The sequence below is a fragment of the Sneathiella aquimaris genome, from assembly GCF_026409565.1.
In the GTDB taxonomy this organism is placed as follows: Bacteria; Pseudomonadota; Alphaproteobacteria; order Sneathiellales; family Sneathiellaceae; genus Sneathiella; species Sneathiella aquimaris.
In genome coordinates, this window is sequence record NZ_CP112881.1 from 3,117,820 (window position 1) to 3,136,620 (window position 18,801).

The 18,801-nt window shown below is 48.5% G+C and carries 18 protein-coding genes; 5 read left to right on the forward strand and 13 right to left on the reverse strand.

What is annotated here, in order from left to right; translation table 11 throughout:
* Positions 1 to 146 precede the first annotated feature (146 nt).
* From OIR97_RS14645 to OIR97_RS14655, 3 genes are read left to right on the forward strand one after another with little or no spacing between them, the layout of a single operon-like run.
* The gene (locus tag OIR97_RS14645) at positions 147 to 1,262 is read left to right on the forward strand and encodes an OmpA family protein (RefSeq protein ID WP_169542990.1); all 1,116 of its coding nucleotides are present in this window, start codon (positions 147 to 149) and stop codon (positions 1,260 to 1,262) included.
* Positions 1,263 to 1,264: 2 nt separating this feature from the next.
* On the forward strand, positions 1,265 to 2,461 hold the full coding sequence (locus OIR97_RS14650; RefSeq protein ID WP_181017828.1) for a flagellar motor protein MotA: 1,197 nt from the start codon (positions 1,265 to 1,267) through the stop codon (positions 2,459 to 2,461).
* Positions 2,462 to 2,478: 17 nt separating this feature from the next.
* Positions 2,479 to 3,864 (forward strand): peptidoglycan -binding protein, encoded by a 1,386-nt coding sequence (locus OIR97_RS14655; RefSeq protein WP_219821536.1) that lies wholly within the window; start codon positions 2,479 to 2,481, stop codon positions 3,862 to 3,864.
* A 5-nt stretch (positions 3,865 to 3,869) separates the two neighbouring features.
* Here OIR97_RS14655 and OIR97_RS14660 read toward each other — a convergent pair whose 3' ends face one another.
* The gene (locus OIR97_RS14660; protein WP_219821537.1) at positions 3,870 to 5,057 is read right to left on the reverse strand and encodes a CaiB/BaiF CoA transferase family protein; all 1,188 of its coding nucleotides are present in this window, start codon (positions 5,055 to 5,057) and stop codon (positions 3,870 to 3,872) included.
* Between the two features lie 70 nt (positions 5,058 to 5,127).
* Positions 5,128 to 6,873, reverse strand: coding sequence for an ABC transporter transmembrane domain-containing protein (locus OIR97_RS14665; RefSeq protein ID WP_169544284.1), 1,746 nt, complete (start codon positions 6,871 to 6,873; stop codon positions 5,128 to 5,130).
* A 226-nt stretch (positions 6,874 to 7,099) separates the two neighbouring features.
* Here OIR97_RS14665 and rpmE point away from each other — a divergent pair, with 226 nt between their 5' ends.
* Positions 7,100 to 7,321, forward strand: a complete 222-nt coding sequence (gene rpmE, locus OIR97_RS14670; RefSeq protein ID WP_169542991.1) for a 50S ribosomal protein L31 — start codon at positions 7,100 to 7,102, stop codon at positions 7,319 to 7,321.
* 74 nt (positions 7,322 to 7,395) lie between these two features.
* Here rpmE and OIR97_RS14675 read toward each other — a convergent pair whose 3' ends face one another.
* The gene (locus tag OIR97_RS14675; protein WP_169542992.1) at positions 7,396 to 7,839 is read right to left on the reverse strand and encodes a DUF1465 family protein; all 444 of its coding nucleotides are present in this window, start codon (positions 7,837 to 7,839) and stop codon (positions 7,396 to 7,398) included.
* Positions 7,840 to 8,035: 196 nt separating this feature from the next.
* On the opposite strand from OIR97_RS14675, the gene OIR97_RS14680 reads away from it, so the two are divergent.
* Entirely contained in the window at positions 8,036 to 8,488 is a 453-nt protein-coding gene (locus OIR97_RS14680; protein WP_169542993.1) for an Hsp20 family protein, read from the forward strand.
* An 18-nt stretch (positions 8,489 to 8,506) separates the two neighbouring features.
* On the opposite strand, the gene OIR97_RS14685 is transcribed toward OIR97_RS14680, so the two are convergent.
* The 10 genes from OIR97_RS14685 to OIR97_RS14730 form a co-directional block, all read right to left on the reverse strand.
* A complete protein-coding gene (locus OIR97_RS14685; RefSeq protein WP_169542994.1) occupies positions 8,507 to 8,959 on the reverse strand; it encodes an acyl-CoA thioesterase in 453 nt (150 codons plus the stop codon).
* 11 nt (positions 8,960 to 8,970) lie between these two features.
* Positions 8,971 to 9,804: a dTDP-4-dehydrorhamnose reductase gene (gene rfbD, locus OIR97_RS14690; protein WP_169542995.1), complete on the reverse strand. Its 834-nt coding sequence runs from the start codon at positions 9,802 to 9,804 to the stop codon at positions 8,971 to 8,973.
* On the reverse strand, positions 9,801 to 10,856 hold the full coding sequence (rfbB, locus tag OIR97_RS14695) for a dTDP-glucose 4,6-dehydratase (RefSeq protein WP_169542996.1): 1,056 nt from the start codon (positions 10,854 to 10,856) through the stop codon (positions 9,801 to 9,803). The genes rfbD and rfbB overlap by 4 nt, the downstream gene beginning before the upstream one ends.
* A complete protein-coding gene (gene rfbC, locus OIR97_RS14700) occupies positions 10,856 to 11,425 on the reverse strand; it encodes a dTDP-4-dehydrorhamnose 3,5-epimerase (protein ID WP_169542997.1) in 570 nt (189 codons plus the stop codon). The genes rfbB and rfbC overlap by 1 nt, the downstream gene beginning before the upstream one ends.
* Before the next feature lie 15 nt (positions 11,426 to 11,440).
* Positions 11,441 to 12,925 (reverse strand): amidase, encoded by a 1,485-nt coding sequence (locus OIR97_RS14705; RefSeq protein ID WP_169542998.1) that lies wholly within the window; start codon positions 12,923 to 12,925, stop codon positions 11,441 to 11,443.
* A gap of 80 nt (positions 12,926 to 13,005) precedes the next feature.
* Positions 13,006 to 14,685 (reverse strand): energy-dependent translational throttle protein EttA, encoded by a 1,680-nt coding sequence (ettA, locus tag OIR97_RS14710; protein WP_169542999.1) that lies wholly within the window; start codon positions 14,683 to 14,685, stop codon positions 13,006 to 13,008.
* Between the two features lie 85 nt (positions 14,686 to 14,770).
* Positions 14,771 to 15,484, reverse strand: coding sequence for a transporter substrate-binding domain-containing protein (locus OIR97_RS14715; protein WP_169543000.1), 714 nt, complete (start codon positions 15,482 to 15,484; stop codon positions 14,771 to 14,773).
* Between the two features lie 208 nt (positions 15,485 to 15,692).
* Positions 15,693 to 16,661, reverse strand: coding sequence for an AEC family transporter (locus tag OIR97_RS14720; RefSeq protein ID WP_169543001.1), 969 nt, complete (start codon positions 16,659 to 16,661; stop codon positions 15,693 to 15,695).
* Between the two features lie 473 nt (positions 16,662 to 17,134).
* Positions 17,135 to 17,725 carry a VPLPA-CTERM sorting domain-containing protein gene (locus tag OIR97_RS14725; protein ID WP_169543002.1) on the reverse strand — a complete coding sequence of 197 codons (591 nt, stop codon included), beginning with the start codon at positions 17,723 to 17,725 and terminating at the stop codon, positions 17,135 to 17,137.
* A 219-nt stretch (positions 17,726 to 17,944) separates the two neighbouring features.
* Positions 17,945 to 18,748, reverse strand: a complete 804-nt coding sequence (locus tag OIR97_RS14730; protein WP_169543003.1) for an enoyl-CoA hydratase — start codon at positions 18,746 to 18,748, stop codon at positions 17,945 to 17,947.
* Positions 18,749 to 18,801: the final 53 nt, after the last annotated feature.

Genomic DNA, 18,801 nt, shown 5'->3' on the forward strand with positions numbered 1-18,801 from the left:
CCCTTCGTTATTATTTGTTCAGAAACCTTTTACGGCCCTTAGTTTGTCATATTTTTTTGACAAACTAAGGGTTGGAAACAGGCGTTGAATAGAGTTTGGGTTGCAGAACCATCTGGTCGCAACCAATAGTAATAACGGGGGTATTTATGGCGAATGTCAAAAGACGAACGTCCCAGACGTTGAAACGTAGTCGTTTGCTGGCCACATCCGCTCTTGCAATTTCACTTTTCATCTCTTTACCTGCACACTCTCAAACCGTTGTCATTGGCGGCCCCGGCGGTGCTTCCGTTCAGGTTAACATGGGCGCCGTCTACCCGCAGCAGCCCCCCCTTTACCAATCGGTCCCCTCACCCGCAGGCGCGCCGCTTCAGGACTATTCCAAGAGCAGCCGGATTGTCGATGGCGACGAAGTCATTCAGTTGGTTCCGCCAGGAAGCCGGCCCAAAAGGAAATCAGCGGCAAAGGCACCGCCTCGTAAAAAACAAATCGCCAAAAAAGTTGAAACGGTTGAAAAAAAGCCTGAACCAACTGAAAAACCTGTGGTTCAGATGAAGAAGCTGTCTGAGAAAAAAGAAGAAACTGTTGCAGAAAAGCCAACAAAAAATATCGAAAAAACAGTAGCAACCCCAAAACAAACAACGGCAAAAACCGAAACAGAGACACCAGCGGTTAAGAAGCCTTCAAATCAGGAGGCAGTGGCGACGAAAACAACGGACGTCGCTGCAAAACCGGTACAGGAAGTCATGCCTAAGAAAAGCAGCTCGCCAAATGCGACTGACATGACTTCAAGCAATGAGACCACGGCCGCAAAAACAACACCAGAGCAAAAAGTTGTAGAGGCACCGTCAGTTAAAGACGACCAGAAAGACATGCAGGTCGCCGCGATCGAGCCACAAAAATCGATAGACCCTGCCGCCAAGAAGGTCGTACCTGAAATGCAGACGCCGCCTGCGAATTCGACAGAACTGAAACAAATTTTCTTTTCGCCGGATACATCGACCCTTCCAAGTTCAGCAGAGGCCGATCTAAAAAAACTGGCGGAGCAAATTTCATCCTCTGAAGACCGGGTTCAACTGCTTTCCTTCGCTGACGCTGGCAGCAACAGTGCTGCCCGGCGTTTATCCCTTGGGCGTGCTTTGGTTGTCCGCTCCAAACTCATGAAACTGGGCGTCCCAAATAATCGGATTGAGGTTAGGGCTCTTGGTAAACCAACAGATGGATCCGCCCCTGATCGGGTCGACCTTATAGTGATAGCGCGGTAATCATGACAACACTTCCAGGATTAAATACGTCAGGAGACGTGAGAACACCGAAGATAAACAAGCCCCGTCGCCACCTTATTCGCATGCTGATTTTCATCGCGATTGTAGCCGGGATCTCTGTGTTCCTGTTTGGACCCGCAGAAAAAGCCTTTTACGCCAATCCTTATCTGAACGGTCTTATCTTTGCTGTTCTGTTCTTTGGTATCGGCTTTATTTTTCGGCAGGTCTTTATGCTCAACCGGGAAATCAATTGGTCCGAAAGCCTGAAGAAAACAGAGGGCGGGATGTCTCTGCAGTCGTCTCCTGTTTTACTATCCCCACTTGCGACCATTATTCGGGAAAGCAATGGTCCGTTACGCTTGACAGCGGTTACCATGAACACCTTGCTGGACAGCATCAGCGCTCGCCTTGAGGAAGGTCGAGATATCTCCAGGTACATGATCAATGTATTGATTTTCCTGGGACTGCTCGGCACATTTTGGGGCCTTCTTGAAACGGTCTCCTCTGTTGGCGCCGCAATATCCACTTTGAATGTGGGTGACGGAGATTTTACAGCGATCTTTGATGAGCTGAAAAAGGGACTGGAACGACCTCTCGATGGGATGGCGATTGCTTTTTCATCTTCATTGTTCGGTTTGTCTGGGTCTTTGGTACTGGGATTTCTGGACATGCAGGCCGGACAGGCACAAAACCGGTTCTATACAGATCTGGAAGAATGGCTGACATCAATCACCCGATTTTCCTCTGCTGGCCCCGCCGGGATTTCAGATGGGGACCAAAGTGTCCCGGCCTATGTCAGTGCTTTGCTGGAACAAACAGCAGAAAGTCTGGACAGCCTGCAACGGACGTTAGCCCGAAATGAAGATCGGCGTCATTCTGGCGAGAATGCGATGAATTCTGTCAGCGAGAAACTCGCGGCGCTAACGGATCAGATGCGCGCCGAGCAGGACCTTATGGTCAAGCTGGTCGAAGGGCAGATGGAATTAAAACCTGTCTTGCAAAGAATGGCTCAGGTTCAGGAACAGGGCGGTTTAGATCAGGCTAGCCGAAATCATTTACGCAACCTGGACGTATATATGGCCCGCCTTCTTGAAGATATCGCAGATGGGCGAAACCAGATAACGCAAGAAATTCGCAGCGATATTAAACTTCTGACGCGAACCATCGCCGCTATTGCCGAAGAAGACCGGCGCAGTTGAGTATCCTTGAGAGGTAGATGATGGCACGCAGACGCAATGGACAACGCGCCAATTACGAAATCTGGCCAGGTTTCGTGGATGCTCTGACGACTCTTCTGCTTGTGATAATTTTCCTGCTGGTCGTTTTTGTTCTGGCACAGTTCTTTTTATCACAGGCGCTTTCCGGCCGTGACGCCGCGCTTGAACAGCTTAATCAACAAGTGAACGAACTGGCGGACTTGCTGGCATTGGAACGACAATCAAACGCTGACCTACAGCGTGATCTGACCAACATCAACATTACGCTTTCCAAATCCAATCAGGAGCGGGATGCTGCCATCATTCGGTTGGACACCGTGACAGCTCGCGCCCTTGACGCCGAAAACAAACGCGACGAACTAACCTTGTTACTTAGTAAGCAGGAAACCAAAACCAAAGAAACTGAAGAGGCCCTGAAGGCGGCGGAAACCAGAATTCAGGCCGAAAAGGAAACGGTCGCTGCGAACCTCAAGGAGATTGAAAGCCTGAAACGGGATATCGACGCGCTGAAGGCCGTTCGAAAAGAACTTGAAGACAGTGTCAGCAAGCTGGCCGGCAAACTTTCCGACAAGGAAATTGAAATTGGCGAGCTGCGCGACAGAAGCAAGGAGCTTGAAGCAAGTCTGAACGACGAACAAGAGCGGACTGTTCTTGCGCAAAAAGATATTGAAGAGCGTGAAATCCGACTTGCAGAATTACAAACCCTCTATCTTCAAACGCAGGATGCGCTTAGCGAAGAAGAAAAAATATCGATCGAGGCCAAGGCTCAGGTGGAGCTTCTCAATGCACAGCTTAATGCTCTAAGGGAGCAGCTTGCTAAAATTGAAACCGCTTTAGAGACTTCAGAAGCAAAGGATAAAGAACAAAAAGCACAGATTGCGGATCTTGGAAAACGGCTTAATCTTGCGCTTGCCCAGAAAGTTCAGGAACTCCAGCAATATCGCTCCAATTTTTTCGGTGAATTGCGCAAAGTGTTGAAAAATCGCCCCGGCATTAGCGTGGTTGGCGACAGATTTGTCTTCCAGTCCGAAGTCCTGTTTGGTCTGGGAGAGGCTGAACTGGGAGCACAGGGGCGCGAAAGCATGGCAACCTTTGCCCGAACACTTTTGGAAATTGCAAAATCCATCCCCGATGAAATTGATTGGGTCCTCCGTGTAGACGGTCATACGGATCGCCAACCCATCAAAACAGCTCGATTTCCGTCAAACTGGGAGTTGTCTATCGCTCGGGCTTTGTCTGTGACGAAGTACCTCATCGCCCGCGGTGTTCCGCCAGAACGGCTGGCACCCACCGGGTTTGGTGAGTTCCAACCCCTCGATCCTCGTGACGATGAAATTGCCTTTTTAAGAAACCGGCGGATCGAACTGAAACTGACGGAACGCTAGGCCCCTTACTCAGCGAGCCGGACAGCGCGGCCCTCAGACAACTGGTCAATTTCTTCTTTCGAATATCCAAGCTCTTCAAGCAAGGACGCCGTATGCTCCCCAAGTTCAGGGGCAAGGTCCATACCATCAAATGGTGCTTGCTCGAACTGTGCGGGCGGCCGTGCCTGATTAATATTTCCATAGCCTGGAACGTTAAAAGTATGGATGGACCCGTTGGTCTGTATTTGCGGATGATCTTTTAATTCATCGCGTTTAAGGATCGGCGCACAGGGCACATCTTCGGCATCCAGGCGCGCAAGGATTTCCTCGCTCGTCCATTTGGCGATCTCTTCGGCAACAATCTGCTTTCTGATTTCAGCATGATTAAACCGCTCGATCGCGTTGATAAAGCGGGGATCTTCAATCAATTCGCTCCGGCCGAACGCCCGGCACATCCCGGCCCATTCACTATCGGCAATTGACACCGCCGTAACATGGCCATCTTTCGTTGCAAAGATAGGCTCAACCGCGCTCATACTTTTAGAGCTGTCGACTTCATACTCATCATATGTCAGCCCTGTCATCCCCTCCGGCCAGAAGAAAGAAAGCATGCTATCCAGCATCGAGATTTTAACGTGCTGGCCTTCCCCTGTTTTCTCCCGTGAATAGAGAGCTGAAGAAATAGCCTGCGATGTTGTAAGGGACGTGATTTTATCTGCGATAATCAATTTGAAAAGATGAGGCTCGCCCGTTTTATGATCGCCCTGAATATCTGCCGCCCCTGACAAGGCCTGAATAACCGGATCGTAAACGCGTTTTTGAGCATAGGGTCCTTCTTCACCAAACCCACTGATCGAGACAAAGATAAGCGATTTGTTCTTCTCCCGCACTTTTTCCGCAGAAAAACCCATTTTTTCAATTGCACCGGGACGGAAATTTTGAATTAAGACGTCGGCAGTTTCGATCAGACGCCACAGAACTTCTTTCCCCTGTTCAGATTTCAGGTTCAATGAAATTGATTTTTTACCCCGATTACAGGAAAAGAACATCGGGTTGACACCGAAATGCGACGACCGAACATGGCGCATCTGCTCTCCATGCAAAGGCTCCACCTTGATTACGTCGGCCCCTTGATCGGCCAGAATAGTTGCCGCGACCGGGCCTGAAACCATGGTCGTGAGATCTAGAACTCGAATATCTTTTAACAATTCCACGGGATACTCCTTTATTATTGTTATCTTCCGTGACAGGAGATGATTTTACGCCCCTCAATTATTGTATAACCTAAACCGTCATCGCGTCTCGACCAATATCAAACTGCAAACGGGCCAATTTTGCGTAAAGTCCGTCTTCTCTCATCAACTCTTCATGAGTGCCTTGCGTGATAACGCGTCCGCTCTCCAAAACAACGATCCGGTCGGCGTTCAAAACCGTTGCCAGACGGTGCGCGATAACCAGCGTCGTACGATCCTTCATCAGATTTTCCAACGCCAGTTGGACCAATCTTTCACTTTCAGCGTCCAGTGCAGATGTGGCTTCGTCCAACAAAAGAATTTCCGGATCTCGCAAAATAGCCCGTGCGATGGCGATCCGTTGTTTCTGTCCGCCAGAAAGTGTTATGCCGCGTTCTCCAAATTCAGTCTGAAATTTTTCAGGAAGCGCATCAATAAAATCACAGGCTGCGGCTTCTGCTGCGGCATATACGTCCTGGTCGGAGGCATCTGGGCGGCCATACCGAATATTATTCATTGCCGTATCCGCAAAAATCACAGGGTCCTGTGGTACCAGACCGGTAAGCGATCGGATCGCCTTCGGGTCAGCCTGAGTGATATCTGTACCGTTCACCAGAAGGCGTCCGGACTGCGGGTCATAAAATCTCAACAATAACTGAAAGACAGTTGTTTTACCCGCCCCGCTTGGTCCGACAATGGCCACGGTTTCCCCGGGTTCGATTTTTAAAGAAAAATCGTTCAGCGCAGCCGTATCTTTTCGAGACGGGTAGTGAAACTGAACGTGGTCAAACTCGATCCCCTCTGTAAGCTCCTGAGCGACCGGCACAGGGTTATCAGGCGCCTTTACTTCAACATCCTGCGTGAGCAGCTCCAGCAAGCGCTCAGAGGCACCCGCCGCCCGTTGAAGTTCACCCCAGACTTCACTGAGTGATCCTAAAGAACCGGCGACGACAATGGCGTAGAAAACGAAAGACCCTAATGTACCGGGAGACATGGCACCATTGACCACATCTTTCGCCCCGATCCACAGAACAAGATCAATTGCGCCAAATACCAGCAGGATAACAAGCCCCGTCAACCAGGCCCGCGCCCGAATTCGTTTAATCGCGATCCGAAAGCTAAACTCCACATCTTCCTTAAACATCTGCCGGTCGACATCTTCGTGCGTATAGGCCTGAGACGTCTGGATAGATCGCAAGGTTTCATCTGCACGGGCACTGACGCGTGCAATGCCATCCTGATTGTCGCGGCTTAGCTTGCGAACCTGACGCCCGAAAACAATAATTGGCACAACGATGCAAGGAACCACCAGTAGAACCATCCCTGCCAGCTTTGGACTGGTATAGACGAGAAGCGCCAAGCCCCCCACAAAAGACAAAAGGTTTCGAAGTGCAACAGATACAGAAGACCCAATGACTGTTTGAATGAGTGTTGTATCCGTGGTCAGGCGGGAGAGGACCTCACCGGTTCGGGTCATTTCAAAAAATGCGGGGCTGAGTTTCAGGATATGACTGAATACAGCCGTTCGAATATCCGAGATCACCCGCTCTCCAATCCAGGAAACCAGATAATATCGCGCAAAAGAAGCAACCGCCAGCAAGGCGACAACTGCCATCAAGCCTATGAAATACTGATCCAGATTGTCAGAGCCTGCTGAAAATCCATTATCCAGCAACAAGCGGATCGCCTGCCCGATTAAAAGAAGGGCTGCGGATGCAAAGACCAGCGCAATCATCGCACCGATGAACTGTTTCGAGTATGGGAAGACGAATCGGCCAAGTTTCCATAGCCGGTTCATAACCAGGCTAGACTTCACTTTTTCGGTGGATTGTGGATTTTCCAATTGCGGGGTATTTGTCACTCTATCACTTCCAAGCCGTGCTTTTCAGCCTTTGGATTTAAACTTAGCAGTTTTTTTTGCAAGAAAATTCTGAAAAACGCATATCTTTGCTTGCCAGACTACCGAACCTTTTATATAAGGCCCGCTTAGTGAATTCCAGCATCCCCGTGAGGGTAGAGGCGATATGAAAAAAGATATACACCCAGACTACCACACCATCACAGTCGAAATGACAGATGGTACAACTTACGAAACCCGTTCCACATACGGTTCTGAAGGCGATGTACTGAAATTGGACATTGATCCAACATCACACGCCGCATGGACGGGTGGGCAGCAGCGCCTTCGTGAAGATGGCCGTGTTGCAAAATTCAACAAGCGTTTCTCTGGTTTCGGTCTTAAATAAGATCAATCAAAGACACCTGCACGAAAATGGCGCCTTAACCGGCGCCTTTTTTATTGGGCTTTCGATAGCCCGCGTCACGAGTCTCGAAAACTTGCAATGGCCTGCTTATCCAGTCTGTCAATTCGACGGTAAAGGGCTTCACTTCTTTCGAGCAATGAAATCAGGCCCGCTGGCAGAAGTTCCAGCTCTTCCTCATCGGCATCAGGAAGACAGGTTGTCTGATATTGCAAGTGACACTCATCTGCCTGTGCCTCTTCAGGTGAGATTTCTCCTTCGAGAACCGCCCTTTGAAACATCAGCCACGACATCGTTTCGGTCAAACGTGTGGTCAGGCGGAGTGATTCTGTTGCATAGCGGAAGTTTCCCTCGCTCGACAAGTCTCTGACGGCGATACGTCCCGGGCCCAGCAGGTATTCTCGCGCTTCCATAACCAAGCGAAGCGCCTCATCATAGGTTCGTGAAAAGAAAATGGTGCCTGCAGCTTGAGGTACGCGTGATTGTTGCTCGCCAGGTCCCATGGTTATCCTTCCTGCCTTTTCCAATCATCAGTTTAGGACATTATTCGTTAATTTTCTCTATTTTGTCCTCTTGAATGAGAAAATCTTCCTTCCTACATATTAGTCATCAGGCGCCGTTATCGGGTCTGATCGTAAAACAGGGCTTCGCCGATCGTCGGGAGGCCCACGCACATATTGCTCTGAAGGAGGATAGATAATGCGTCATTTTGATTTTACACCCCTCATGCGTTCAACGATCGGATATGATCGGATTGGGCAACTTTTTGAAGGGTTGGAGCAGGCATCAACTGCCGATAAATTCCCCCCTTATAACATCGTGAAGAAAGATCCAGACCATTACAGGATCACGATGGCTGTTGCCGGTTTCTCTGAGGACGAAATTGAGATTACAGCGACACAGAATTCTCTCAAAATCACGGGTAAATCAGTCGTGGAAGAAGAAGATGGTGTCGAGTATCTTCACAAAGGAATCGCTGGACGGGCGTTTACCCAGACCTTTGAGTTAGCGGACACGGTAAAAGTGGCTGGTGCCTCAATGAATAATGGGTTACTGCATATCGAGCTGCATAGAGAAATACCAGAGGCTCTCAAGCCTCGGTCGATCAAAATCGAAAAGCAGAAAATGCTTGAAGGTAAAAAAGCAGCCTAAAGAATGGACTGGCGCGGATCATTCCGCGCCAGTGTCCAATTGGTATTGAAGATCAATTGACCGAACAATAGCCCGTATTTCGTCGGGAACCTGCATTGTCTTATGGCTTTTCTGATCTGTCAGCACCCATATGATTTCTCCATTTGCATAGCGCTTGTCGCCATTTTTCTCGAAAATTTCCAAAATAAAAGTGATCGAACTATTGCCAATTTTTTCGGTCCGGCACCCCACTTGAATTTCAGCATCAAATTCAATGGGCCGCTCATAATTGACCAATGACTTTACAAGATGAAAATCCGCGCCTGACTGTTTAACAAACTCTGAGTAGTTAAAATCCGGGCGTCGCAGATACTCTGTAATCGCTGTGTCAAAATAGGTCAGATAGTGGGCATTGAAAACAATCCCCTGACCGTCAATCTCAGAATATCGAACTCTGAAGTCGAAGAAAAAGCCAAAATCTTCTCGTGCCATTTTTTTCTTTCTTATAGGTTTGTTTTCCAGTCCGGCTGCTCGATACCAAAAACAGATCTAATCTTCTGGCAATTCAAGACAGAATTGGATGGTCGCCTTGCAGGCGTGGGATATTCTGTTGTCGGAATGGGATGAATAACCAATTCTCTATTATCTTTCAGAATTTCACAGGCAAATTCATACCAGCTAACTGACGGCGTGCCTGTATAATGATAAACGCCCCATTCATTGAAACCGGCTTCTATCGCTTTTTGCGCCATCACCAATAATGCCGCGGCAATATCAGTTGCGGAGGTGGGGCCACCAAACTGATCATTAACGACTGAAATCTCAGGGCGTTCAGCACCCAGCTTCTGCATTGTTTTTACAAAATTATTCTGACCACCGAACACCCAGGCTGTCCGCAGGATAAGATGCTTCTTCCACGCCAGCTTTATCTGATTTTCTCCGGCCAGCTTACTCCGCCCATAAATACTAATTGGCTGACACGAATCCGTCTCCAGATAAGCCCCTTCTTTTTGTCCATCAAAAACAAAATCCGTAGAAATATGCAAAAACGGAATATCTTTTTGAGCGCAGCACAAGGCGAGTAGTTCCGGCCCATCCCGATTAATCACAAAAGCAGTTTCGACATCCTCTTCCGCCCGATCAACCGCTGTATAGGCCGCGGCATTTATAACAACGTCCGGCTCGGTCTGAATAAGCCTGTGCTGAATGTGGTCGGAATTGGAAATGTCCAGTTCAGATCGATCATACCCAAAAATCCGGATATCCGGATTGGCTTCAGCGGCCTTCATGAGCGCCGATCCTACCTGACCATTTTTTCCTGTGACAAGAATCTTCACGCAGATTTACCTTCCAGTCCACGGCGGTCTTTTTCCACACCACCACCGACGCTTCGAACCCAGTCCAGATTATCAAGATACCAGGACACTGTTTTCTCCAGTCCCTCATCCAGTGAAACCGATTGCGACCAGCCGAGCTCTCGCTCGATCTTGGAACAATCCACAGCATAGCGCGCATCATGACCCGGCCGATCCGTCACAAATTTAATCAGATTCTCACGGGGGGTATCCGTTGGGATTTTTTGATCCAGTATCTGGCAGATTTTCCGGACCATTGTAATGTTGGTCTGCTCAGCGCGACCGCCGACCATATAGGTCTCCCCAACAGAACCCTTTTCCACGACAAGCTGTAACGCACTTGAATGATCATGGACATATAACCAGTCCCGGATATTCTCACCAGTTCCATAAACCGGGATCTCCCGCCCTTCCAGCGCATTTAGAATAACAACAGGCAATAGTTTTTCAGGGAACTGGTACGGACCATAGTTATTTGAACAATTTGTCACCAAAACCGGCAGACCATAGGTTCTCTGCCAAGCACGCGCCAAATGATCGGACCCGGCTTTACTGGAGGAATATGGAGAACTGGGTTCATAGGGGCTGGCTTCAGAGAACAACCCTTCAGGCCCTAATTCACCATACACTTCATCTGTGGAAACATGCAGGAAACGAAAGGCCTCTTTTTCCGGGCCTGTCAATGCACGCCAATATTCCAACGCCGACTGAAGCATAACGAAGGTGCCAACAAGATTGGTCTGAATAAAGTCAGCAGGACCATCAATAGACCTGTCCACATGACTTTCAGCGGCCAGATGATAGACCGCTCTCGGTTGGTATTTCTGAAATAGTGCTGCGATTGCTGGACTGTCGCAAATATCGGTCTTTTCAAACACATGATTATTAGAGCCTGAAATCTCAGTCAAATTTTCAAGACTACCAGCGTAAGTCAGCTTATCGATTGTGACCACCCGCTCCTTTTCCTGAGAGACAAGATCACGGACAAGAGCAGATCCTATAAATCCCGCACCACCTGTTACAAATATGGTCATCAAAAATCTCCGTAGTCAAATAGCCTGTCCTGATCAGCCAAACGCGGCAGGATTTTATCCTTTTCAGACAATATCGGTGTAACCGCGCCCAATCGCCAGTCAATGGCAAGCTCAGGATCATTATAAAGAATGCCAGCTTCATCCTCCGGGCTGTAGTCTCCCGTTACTTTATACAAAAATTCGACGTTATCGCTCAAAGTGCAGTATCCATGAGCAAATCCCGGCGGCACCCATAGCTGTGCCCAGTTTTCAGCAGAAAGCTCAACGGCGACATGCCTGGCAAATGTGGGGGAGCCTTTTCGAATATCAACAGCAACGTCTAGCGCCACCCCGCGGGTCACGCGCACTAACTTGCCTTGCGCATTGGGAGCCGTTTGATAATGCAATCCACGTATAGTCCCTTTTTCAGCACTAAAAGCGTGATTATCCTGAACAAACGAAACAACCAGCCCCGCTTCTTTCATACGTTTCGCATTCCAGACTTCCGAGAAAAAACCACGGTCATCCCCAAAACGCTTAGGCCGGATTATTTTGACGTCCGGTATGGCGGTTTCTTCAATATCAATCATTCCCAATTCTTTCCATCAAACAAGAAGCTGTGGCTTACGCTGGTGCCAAGGCATCGCAACCTCCAACTGCCCCGCAAGACTATATAACAACCGTTCATTACCATACGCGGCCGCGAATTGGACACCAACAGGCATTTTGTCATTGGTTTCAAACAAGGGGAGCGACATCGCAGGCTGCCCTGTCTGATTAAAAAGTTGCGTATTCGGCGTTGCAGAAAGAGCCTCTTCCGCCAAGGCGTCCAATGCCTGATTAAGCAAGCTTCTCAAAGGCAGCGCCGCAAGTATGTTCATCGAAAAAGCATCTTTCCCAGAAGGGTACAAGGCTCCGATCTCCGCCGCAGGGCGGGCTGTTGTCGCTGTCAAAAAGACATCATATTTTTTGTGGAATTCACCCATCATTCGGGCGGCTGAATGGCTGGCGTGAATGGCTTTGGTCAGATCAAATCCAGAATTTTTTCGACCCACAAGCCCCATGACCCAACTGGTCAGCTCATAATCACCTTTTTCTGCTTTTTTCCCGGCTTTTTTTGCACTTTCTTCAATTTCCCATGCCACCCAGGCACAGACAATCTGTAGATAGGATTTAGCCAGCAAATGACGATCGAATTCGGGCCTGTCCTGAACAACCGTATGGCCCAGGTCTTCCAATACCTTCACGGTTTTTTCGACAGCACTCACACATTCCGGATGCGCCTCAGCGCCATATAATGCGTCTGTTGTATAGGCAATTTTAAGCGGCTGGCACGGGGCCTTAGCCGCCGACAGGAACGATCCTGTTCCAGCTTCTATTCCATATGGCGGACCGTCGTCCGGACCTGCAAGGCAGTCCAGCATCGCCGCACTGTCGCGAACGGACCGGGTTAAAACATGTTCTCGCGCCAATCCTCCCCACGCCTCGCCTATCTCAGGACCAATTGGGTTCCGGCCCCGACTGGGAAGCAGCCCCACAAGACCGCAATAAGAGGATGGAATACGAATAGACCCCCCGCCATCCCCGCCATGCGCCATAGGAACCAGACGCCCCGCAACAGCCGCAGCAGAACCTCCACTTGAGCCGCCCGTACTTTTCTGCAGATCCCAAGGATTATGAGCGGCCCCAAAAAGACGCGGCTCTGTAATTCCCATAATACCAAATTCTGGTGTATTGGTTTTCCCGAAAATCAGCAGACCTGCTTTTTTAAAGCGTGTGACAAGCTCAGAGTCATTATCAGCATTGATCGCCTGAAGAATCTTACAGCCTGCACTGGTTGGAGCCCCTGCATAACTGGAAATCAGATCCTTGATCAGGAAGGGTACACCGGCAAAAGGGGCAGAATAATCTTTAAAATTCCGGGCCTCGGCACGCGCGCGCTCAAATAATGGGTAGATAACCGCATTAAGATGCGGGTTTAGCGCTTCGGTTTGCTTGATTGCAAGCTCTAATAATTCAATTGGCGATATGTGCCGCTGCTGAACAAGTTCAGCAAGTCCGAGCGCATCATATTCTGAATAGTGATCCATAACTGTCCCCCCACAAACAGTTATAGACTAAACTGATATTACAATCAGGTACAAATATGAACGCGCTCGTCCTGGCATCTTTATCGACTAATCGGCTTATATTTAATACGGTGCGGTTCAGTGGCCTGAGCCCCTAGGCGCCGGCGTTTGTCTTCTTCATACGCTTCGAAATTACCTTCGAACCATTCCACATGGCTATCACCTTCATAAGCAAGAATATGTGTCGCAATCCGATCAAGGAACCAGCGATCATGGCTGATCACCACAGCACAGCCAGCAAATTCTAGAAGTGCCTCTTCAAGTGCCCGCAATGTATCAACGTCAAGATCGTTGGTTGGTTCGTCAAGCATGAGGAAATTAGCGCCTGATTTCAGCATTTTTGCCAAATTCACCCGGTTTCGTTCACCACCGGATAACTGGCCGACTTTTTTCTGCTGATCAGCGCCTTTGAAATTGAAACCAGACACATAGGCACGGCTGTTTATTTCACGTTTTCCAAGATAGATAATCTCATTACCTTCAGAGATTTCTTCCCAGACATTCTTATTCGGGTCTAGCGTATCGCGGTCCTGATCCACATATCCGAGTTTCACTGTCGATCCGACATTAAACGATCCCGCATCCGGTTTTTCGACGCCTGTGAGCAACTTAAACAACGTTGTTTTACCGGCACCGTTAGGGCCAATCACACCAACAATCGCTCCCGGTGGCAATTTGAAGTTCAAATCTTCAATCAGCAAGCGATCTTCAAAGCCTTTACTGACCCCCTCAGCCTCAACAACCAGATCACCCAGACGCGGACCGGCCGGAATAGAGATCTGCATATTATCAGCGCGTTTTTCTGCTTCCTGCCCAAGCAATTCTTCATAGGCGCTAATACGTGCTTTCGATTTGCTCTGACGACCTTTGGCCCCTTGACGGATCCAGTCCAGTTCCTGCTTCAATGTCCGGCGACGGGCGTCTTCTGACTTACCTTCCTGCTCCAGACGTTTTTCTTTTTGATCCAGCCAGCTTGAATAGTTGCCTTCCCAAGGAATGCCATGCCCGCGATCCAGTTCCAGAATCCAGCCTGCAACATTATCCAGAAAATACCGATCATGGGTAACGGCGACAACGGTTCCCTTGTAATCGTGCAGAAAACGCTCCAGCCAGGCGACACTTTCCGCATCAAGATGGTTGGTAGGTTCGTCGAGAAGAAGCATATCAGGCTGGGACAAAAGAAGACGGCACAGCGCCACACGCCGACGCTCTCCCCCAGACAGGGTCGTCACATCAGCAGACCCCGCTGGGCAACGCAGGGCATCCATTGCAATCTCAACCTGACGTTCCAGGTCCCAAAGGTCCTGTGCGTCAATGGCTTCCTGCAAGTCACCTTGCTCGGCGATGAGGTCGTTCATTTCATCGTCGGTCAGATCTTCAGCAAAACGGGCTGACACCTCATTAAAACGATCGAGTAGCGCCTTTTTCTCTCCAACGCCATCCATCACATTGCCAAGCACATCCTTGGTCGCATCAAGCTCAGGCTCCTGCGCCAGATAGCCGACTTTCACGCCCTCTGCTGCCCACGCCTCGCCGGTGAATTCTGTTTCGATACCCGCCATAATTTTCAGGAGAGTAGATTTACCCGCGCCGTTCAAACCCAGAACACCAATTTTGGCGCCAGGAAAGAAGCTTAAACGAATATCTTTAAGAACCTGCTTGCCGCCAGGATAGGTTTTCGACAAGCCGTTCATTACGTATATATACTGGTAGGAAGCCATGGAATTTATGCTCCGAAATTCGGTAAAAATCTATTGCAGTTGTTGTATCCAATCAGCAATGATTTAGCAATCCGAAGCTCCCTTTTCAGCGGTATTTTTCGTGAATTCGGTCATATGTCCCGTCAGCCTTTATTTCGGCAAGGCCTTTATTAAATTGCCTGACAAGTTTTTCAGACTCTGGCCACATCCGGCTTAAGCAAAGATGATATTGCAATTTCCGCAAATCGAAAAACCCGATACGATCTGAATAGCCGCCTTTCTTCGCCTGATATTCCATGAATTCGCGTGTCGAATAAAAAAGATCATAAGACCGTTCCAGCAGCAGACTGATAGCATGATTATCTGTATTGGTCGTTTCATAATTCACGCCGGCTCGCTTTAACTCGGCTTCTGACGAATAGCCGGATACAACAACGACTTTCAATCCGTCGGCATCTTCCACAGATTTCAGGGGTTTTCCCCGGTAGCGATCGGTATAAACATAGGAATGTGTACTGGTACTGATCGGATCAGTAAAATAGAAATAGCGTTCCCGTTTCTTTTGGTAGGCACAAGAAACGGCCCCTGCAATCTCCCCACCCTCTCCCAGAAGCATAATTCTTTTCCAGGGCATAAAAGAGACAACCGCATCAATGCCGGAACGCGCGAAAGATTCAATTACGACATCTACATCAAAACCAAGCAAACCGTCTTTTTCAGGCTCCTCAATCTCGTATGGCGGATAGTTGACAGCATACAGAACCAGCTGTTCTGCTGAAGCAGGTTTCGCCCCACCTCCCAGCACAAAAAATATACTCACGATGTACAACACGAATTGAACAGTTTTATACATAGGCCATTCCGTTTGTAGATTTATCATAACCCCCTACTACAACTGCCTTATCCCTTGTCCTTCAACAAGGTACTCAATTTTTACCTGACACTCATATAACGAGAACGAGCACATATTCATGGTAGCGCTATTTTTTTCAATAACAACACTAGTAATTCAAATCTAAAAGAAAATCCTACAATGCGGGAAAGAGGTCGGGCGGGAAGAAACCACTTTTGATTGCATATATCACTGCACTCACAGTCACCACAGACAATATTGTGTTGATAAGTATACTTGCGGATGCCCGCTCAATCCACACGCCGTATTGTTGCGCGAGAACAAAAACATTTGTCGCTGTGGGAAGCGCCGCCAGCAGGACCGCCGTATAAACCCAGATAGGATCAAAATCACCAACCCAGCTTAAAAAGACATACATCAAAATCGGGTGCAGGATAAGATTTCCAGGCACGATATAGGTCAGTTCAACGGGCAGCCGTTTCAGCGGACGTAACGCCAGACTAACACCCATCGCAAACAAGGCGCAAGGCGCTGCGGCTTGGGCAAGGTAGTCAACCAAGCCTTCGACCGGGCGCGGCAGGGAAAGATCAATAAGCGCTGCTGAAACACCGAGAAAGGTTGCAATTATAAACGGGTGAAACAGTATTTTCCGAAGAATACCGACAATCAACTGGATCACATTCTGCTTTTGCGTGCTGGCCACTGCCATCATCGTGGGCGCAACAATAAAATGCATCATATTTTCAAAACAAAAAATCAATGCAACCGGGACAGCTGCCTTCTCTCCAAAAGAGAGAATGGCAATAGCAGGCCCCATATAACCGATATTACCATAAGCTGAGGCAAGCCCCTGAATAGTTGCCTCAGCGACCTTGGCGCGCAAAATCAGAAACGCGATAAAGAAAACAACAAGGAACACGAAAAAGGTAACGGACAGGTTTGCCAGAATAAAATCCCAACTCGCCAGCTGCTCTACAGGTGTTTTGGAAAGTAACTTAAAAAATAAAGCCGGAAGGGACACATAGATAATAAAGGTATTGAGCCACCCCAGTGCGTGCTCCTTCTGCTTTGTTATCCGAGCGGTCAAATATCCGAGAAAAATAAGACCGAAAAGCGGCAAAATCAAACTGGCTATTTCGGTCATAAATCGGCTTTCTACAGGTCAGGTCCGTCGACTGATTTTAAACCGACGACAATAAGTCGCTCGGATGTACCGCTGGATCAACCCTTTTTGGTCTTTGGAAAACAGTCTTGTGCAGTAATGCTGATTAACGTGATAAAAACCAGAGGAACCAATGTCAATGCCGGAATGATAATTGCCGGATACCCAAAAACATATATGGCCAGCAGCCAGGCCATTCCCAAATTCAATATGAAACAAACTTTACAGGTAACCGAGCCATTAATAGCATCGTTAACGAACCAGTTCAGTACTGGAACAAGCTTCAATAGCCGTATGATGAAATCCACAAATATACCTCGCAAAAAAATCGAACAATTTGATTGCGATCATTTTATGGATAAAAAAGCAGGTCTCAAGTCTTTGGAAAGCGACATAAAGTCACATACGCTGCGCACAAAAAAACAGCGCTTATGTCAAAAGCCAGAAAGCGCGGGCTACGCCGCGGCCTTCATCTTTCTTCTCCGAAGGAAAGCGAGCCCGGCAAGTCCGGCTGCGAAGAGTGGTAGCCCGGCAGGAAGGGGAACTGTTGTCAAAGAAGACGCAGAATAATACACAGAAAGATGGGACAGGCCTTGTGCACGACCATGTCTATTGGTGAGTACATTTGCAGTTGTCCATTCACCAGAATTGAATGCCGTATCAATTAGATATGCGGCAAACCGGCTTCCAGATTTCAAGGTAAGCATGACAGTTGTGTAGCCCTTAAAATCAGCAATCGTCCAATCGCCGGATGTGCCACCGTTTGTCACACCTGAAAGCTGAAGCTTTCCGTCCCCGCCAGGACCATCGCTTTTAGCGGACAAGACCCAATCGTTGAAGCCAAACGGATTAATGGAAGAGCCGATCTGATTAGTATCATTTCCCAAATGAAATTCACACTGAGTAGAGGTTGTCAAATCTGCGCCAGAAACACCATTAAAAAGGGAAGCACCGGGTGTACAAGTTGCCGCAGTGACACTTTGCGCCGATACGAACCAAACCACTGCAGTAGAGATCACTGCAACTGCTTTTAAAATGCGTTTCATTATTCCATTCCTTCAGAAAACAACGTTTTCACTCAGCACTTTTATAATCCTGTCAGCAGCCTCGTAGAAGCATTTTCTTACAATTAACCATATTTTTGAGCAGATTTTGACCGATCTCACTCAAATGAATGATCGGATTTTGGTTAATTTATTACGAAATAATCAGACCTAACCATTTTCGTCAGGCCTGATTCGTATTGAAATATCCAAACTTCTAATTCACTGACCATTGAATACAGGCATTTTCTTCTCGACAAATGCTTTCGCCGCACCTTTATGGTCTTCGGTTTCAAAACTACTCATCATATGAACAGCTTCCCAATCAAGAACCGTATTGAGATCAGAATGAAGCGCTTTGTTCAGGTTCTTCTTCATGAAACCGACGGCTACAGTCGGCAACGAGGCGAGTTCTTGGGCGAAGGCTTTTGCATCTTTTTCAAGGGCCTCCGCTGTCGAAATTCTGTTGACCATTCCAAGGTCAAGCGCCTCGGCACCAGACAGAACCCGGCCTGTAAAATACAGTTCTCGCGCTTTCGCCGCGCCGACGAGGTTCGTCAGGAAATAAGATCCGCCAAAATCACCAGACAGGCCAACCTTTGAAAAGGCAGTCGTAATTTTTGCGGTGTCGAGGGCAATTCGCAAGTCGCAAGCCATCGCAAGCGAGAAGCCAGCCCCTGCGGCTGGTCCCGGGATAACGGCCAAAGTCGGTTTTGGCATTTCGTGCAAGAAACGGCTGACTTCCATCCGCGCCCTGAGTTCGTCAACCTTTAGATTGAAGTCATATCCCGAACTGTCCGCCTTATCGACATTGTCGGCGAAAGATTTTACATCTCCGCCCGAGCAAAAGGCCCCTTCCGCACCCGTCAGCACCAACGCCCGTACTGATTTATCCGCGGCCAGACGCGGCAGCGCCTCCAACATGTCTGCAATCATGCCGCGTGTAAAAGCATTGCGGGCACTGGGTCGGTTCATCGTAAGGGTTGCCACACCGTCTTCAATTGTCTCAAGCAGATCCTGTGTCATTATTTGTTCCTTTTTTTATATATTTCACAAGTACAGATTACGGTTCCGAACGA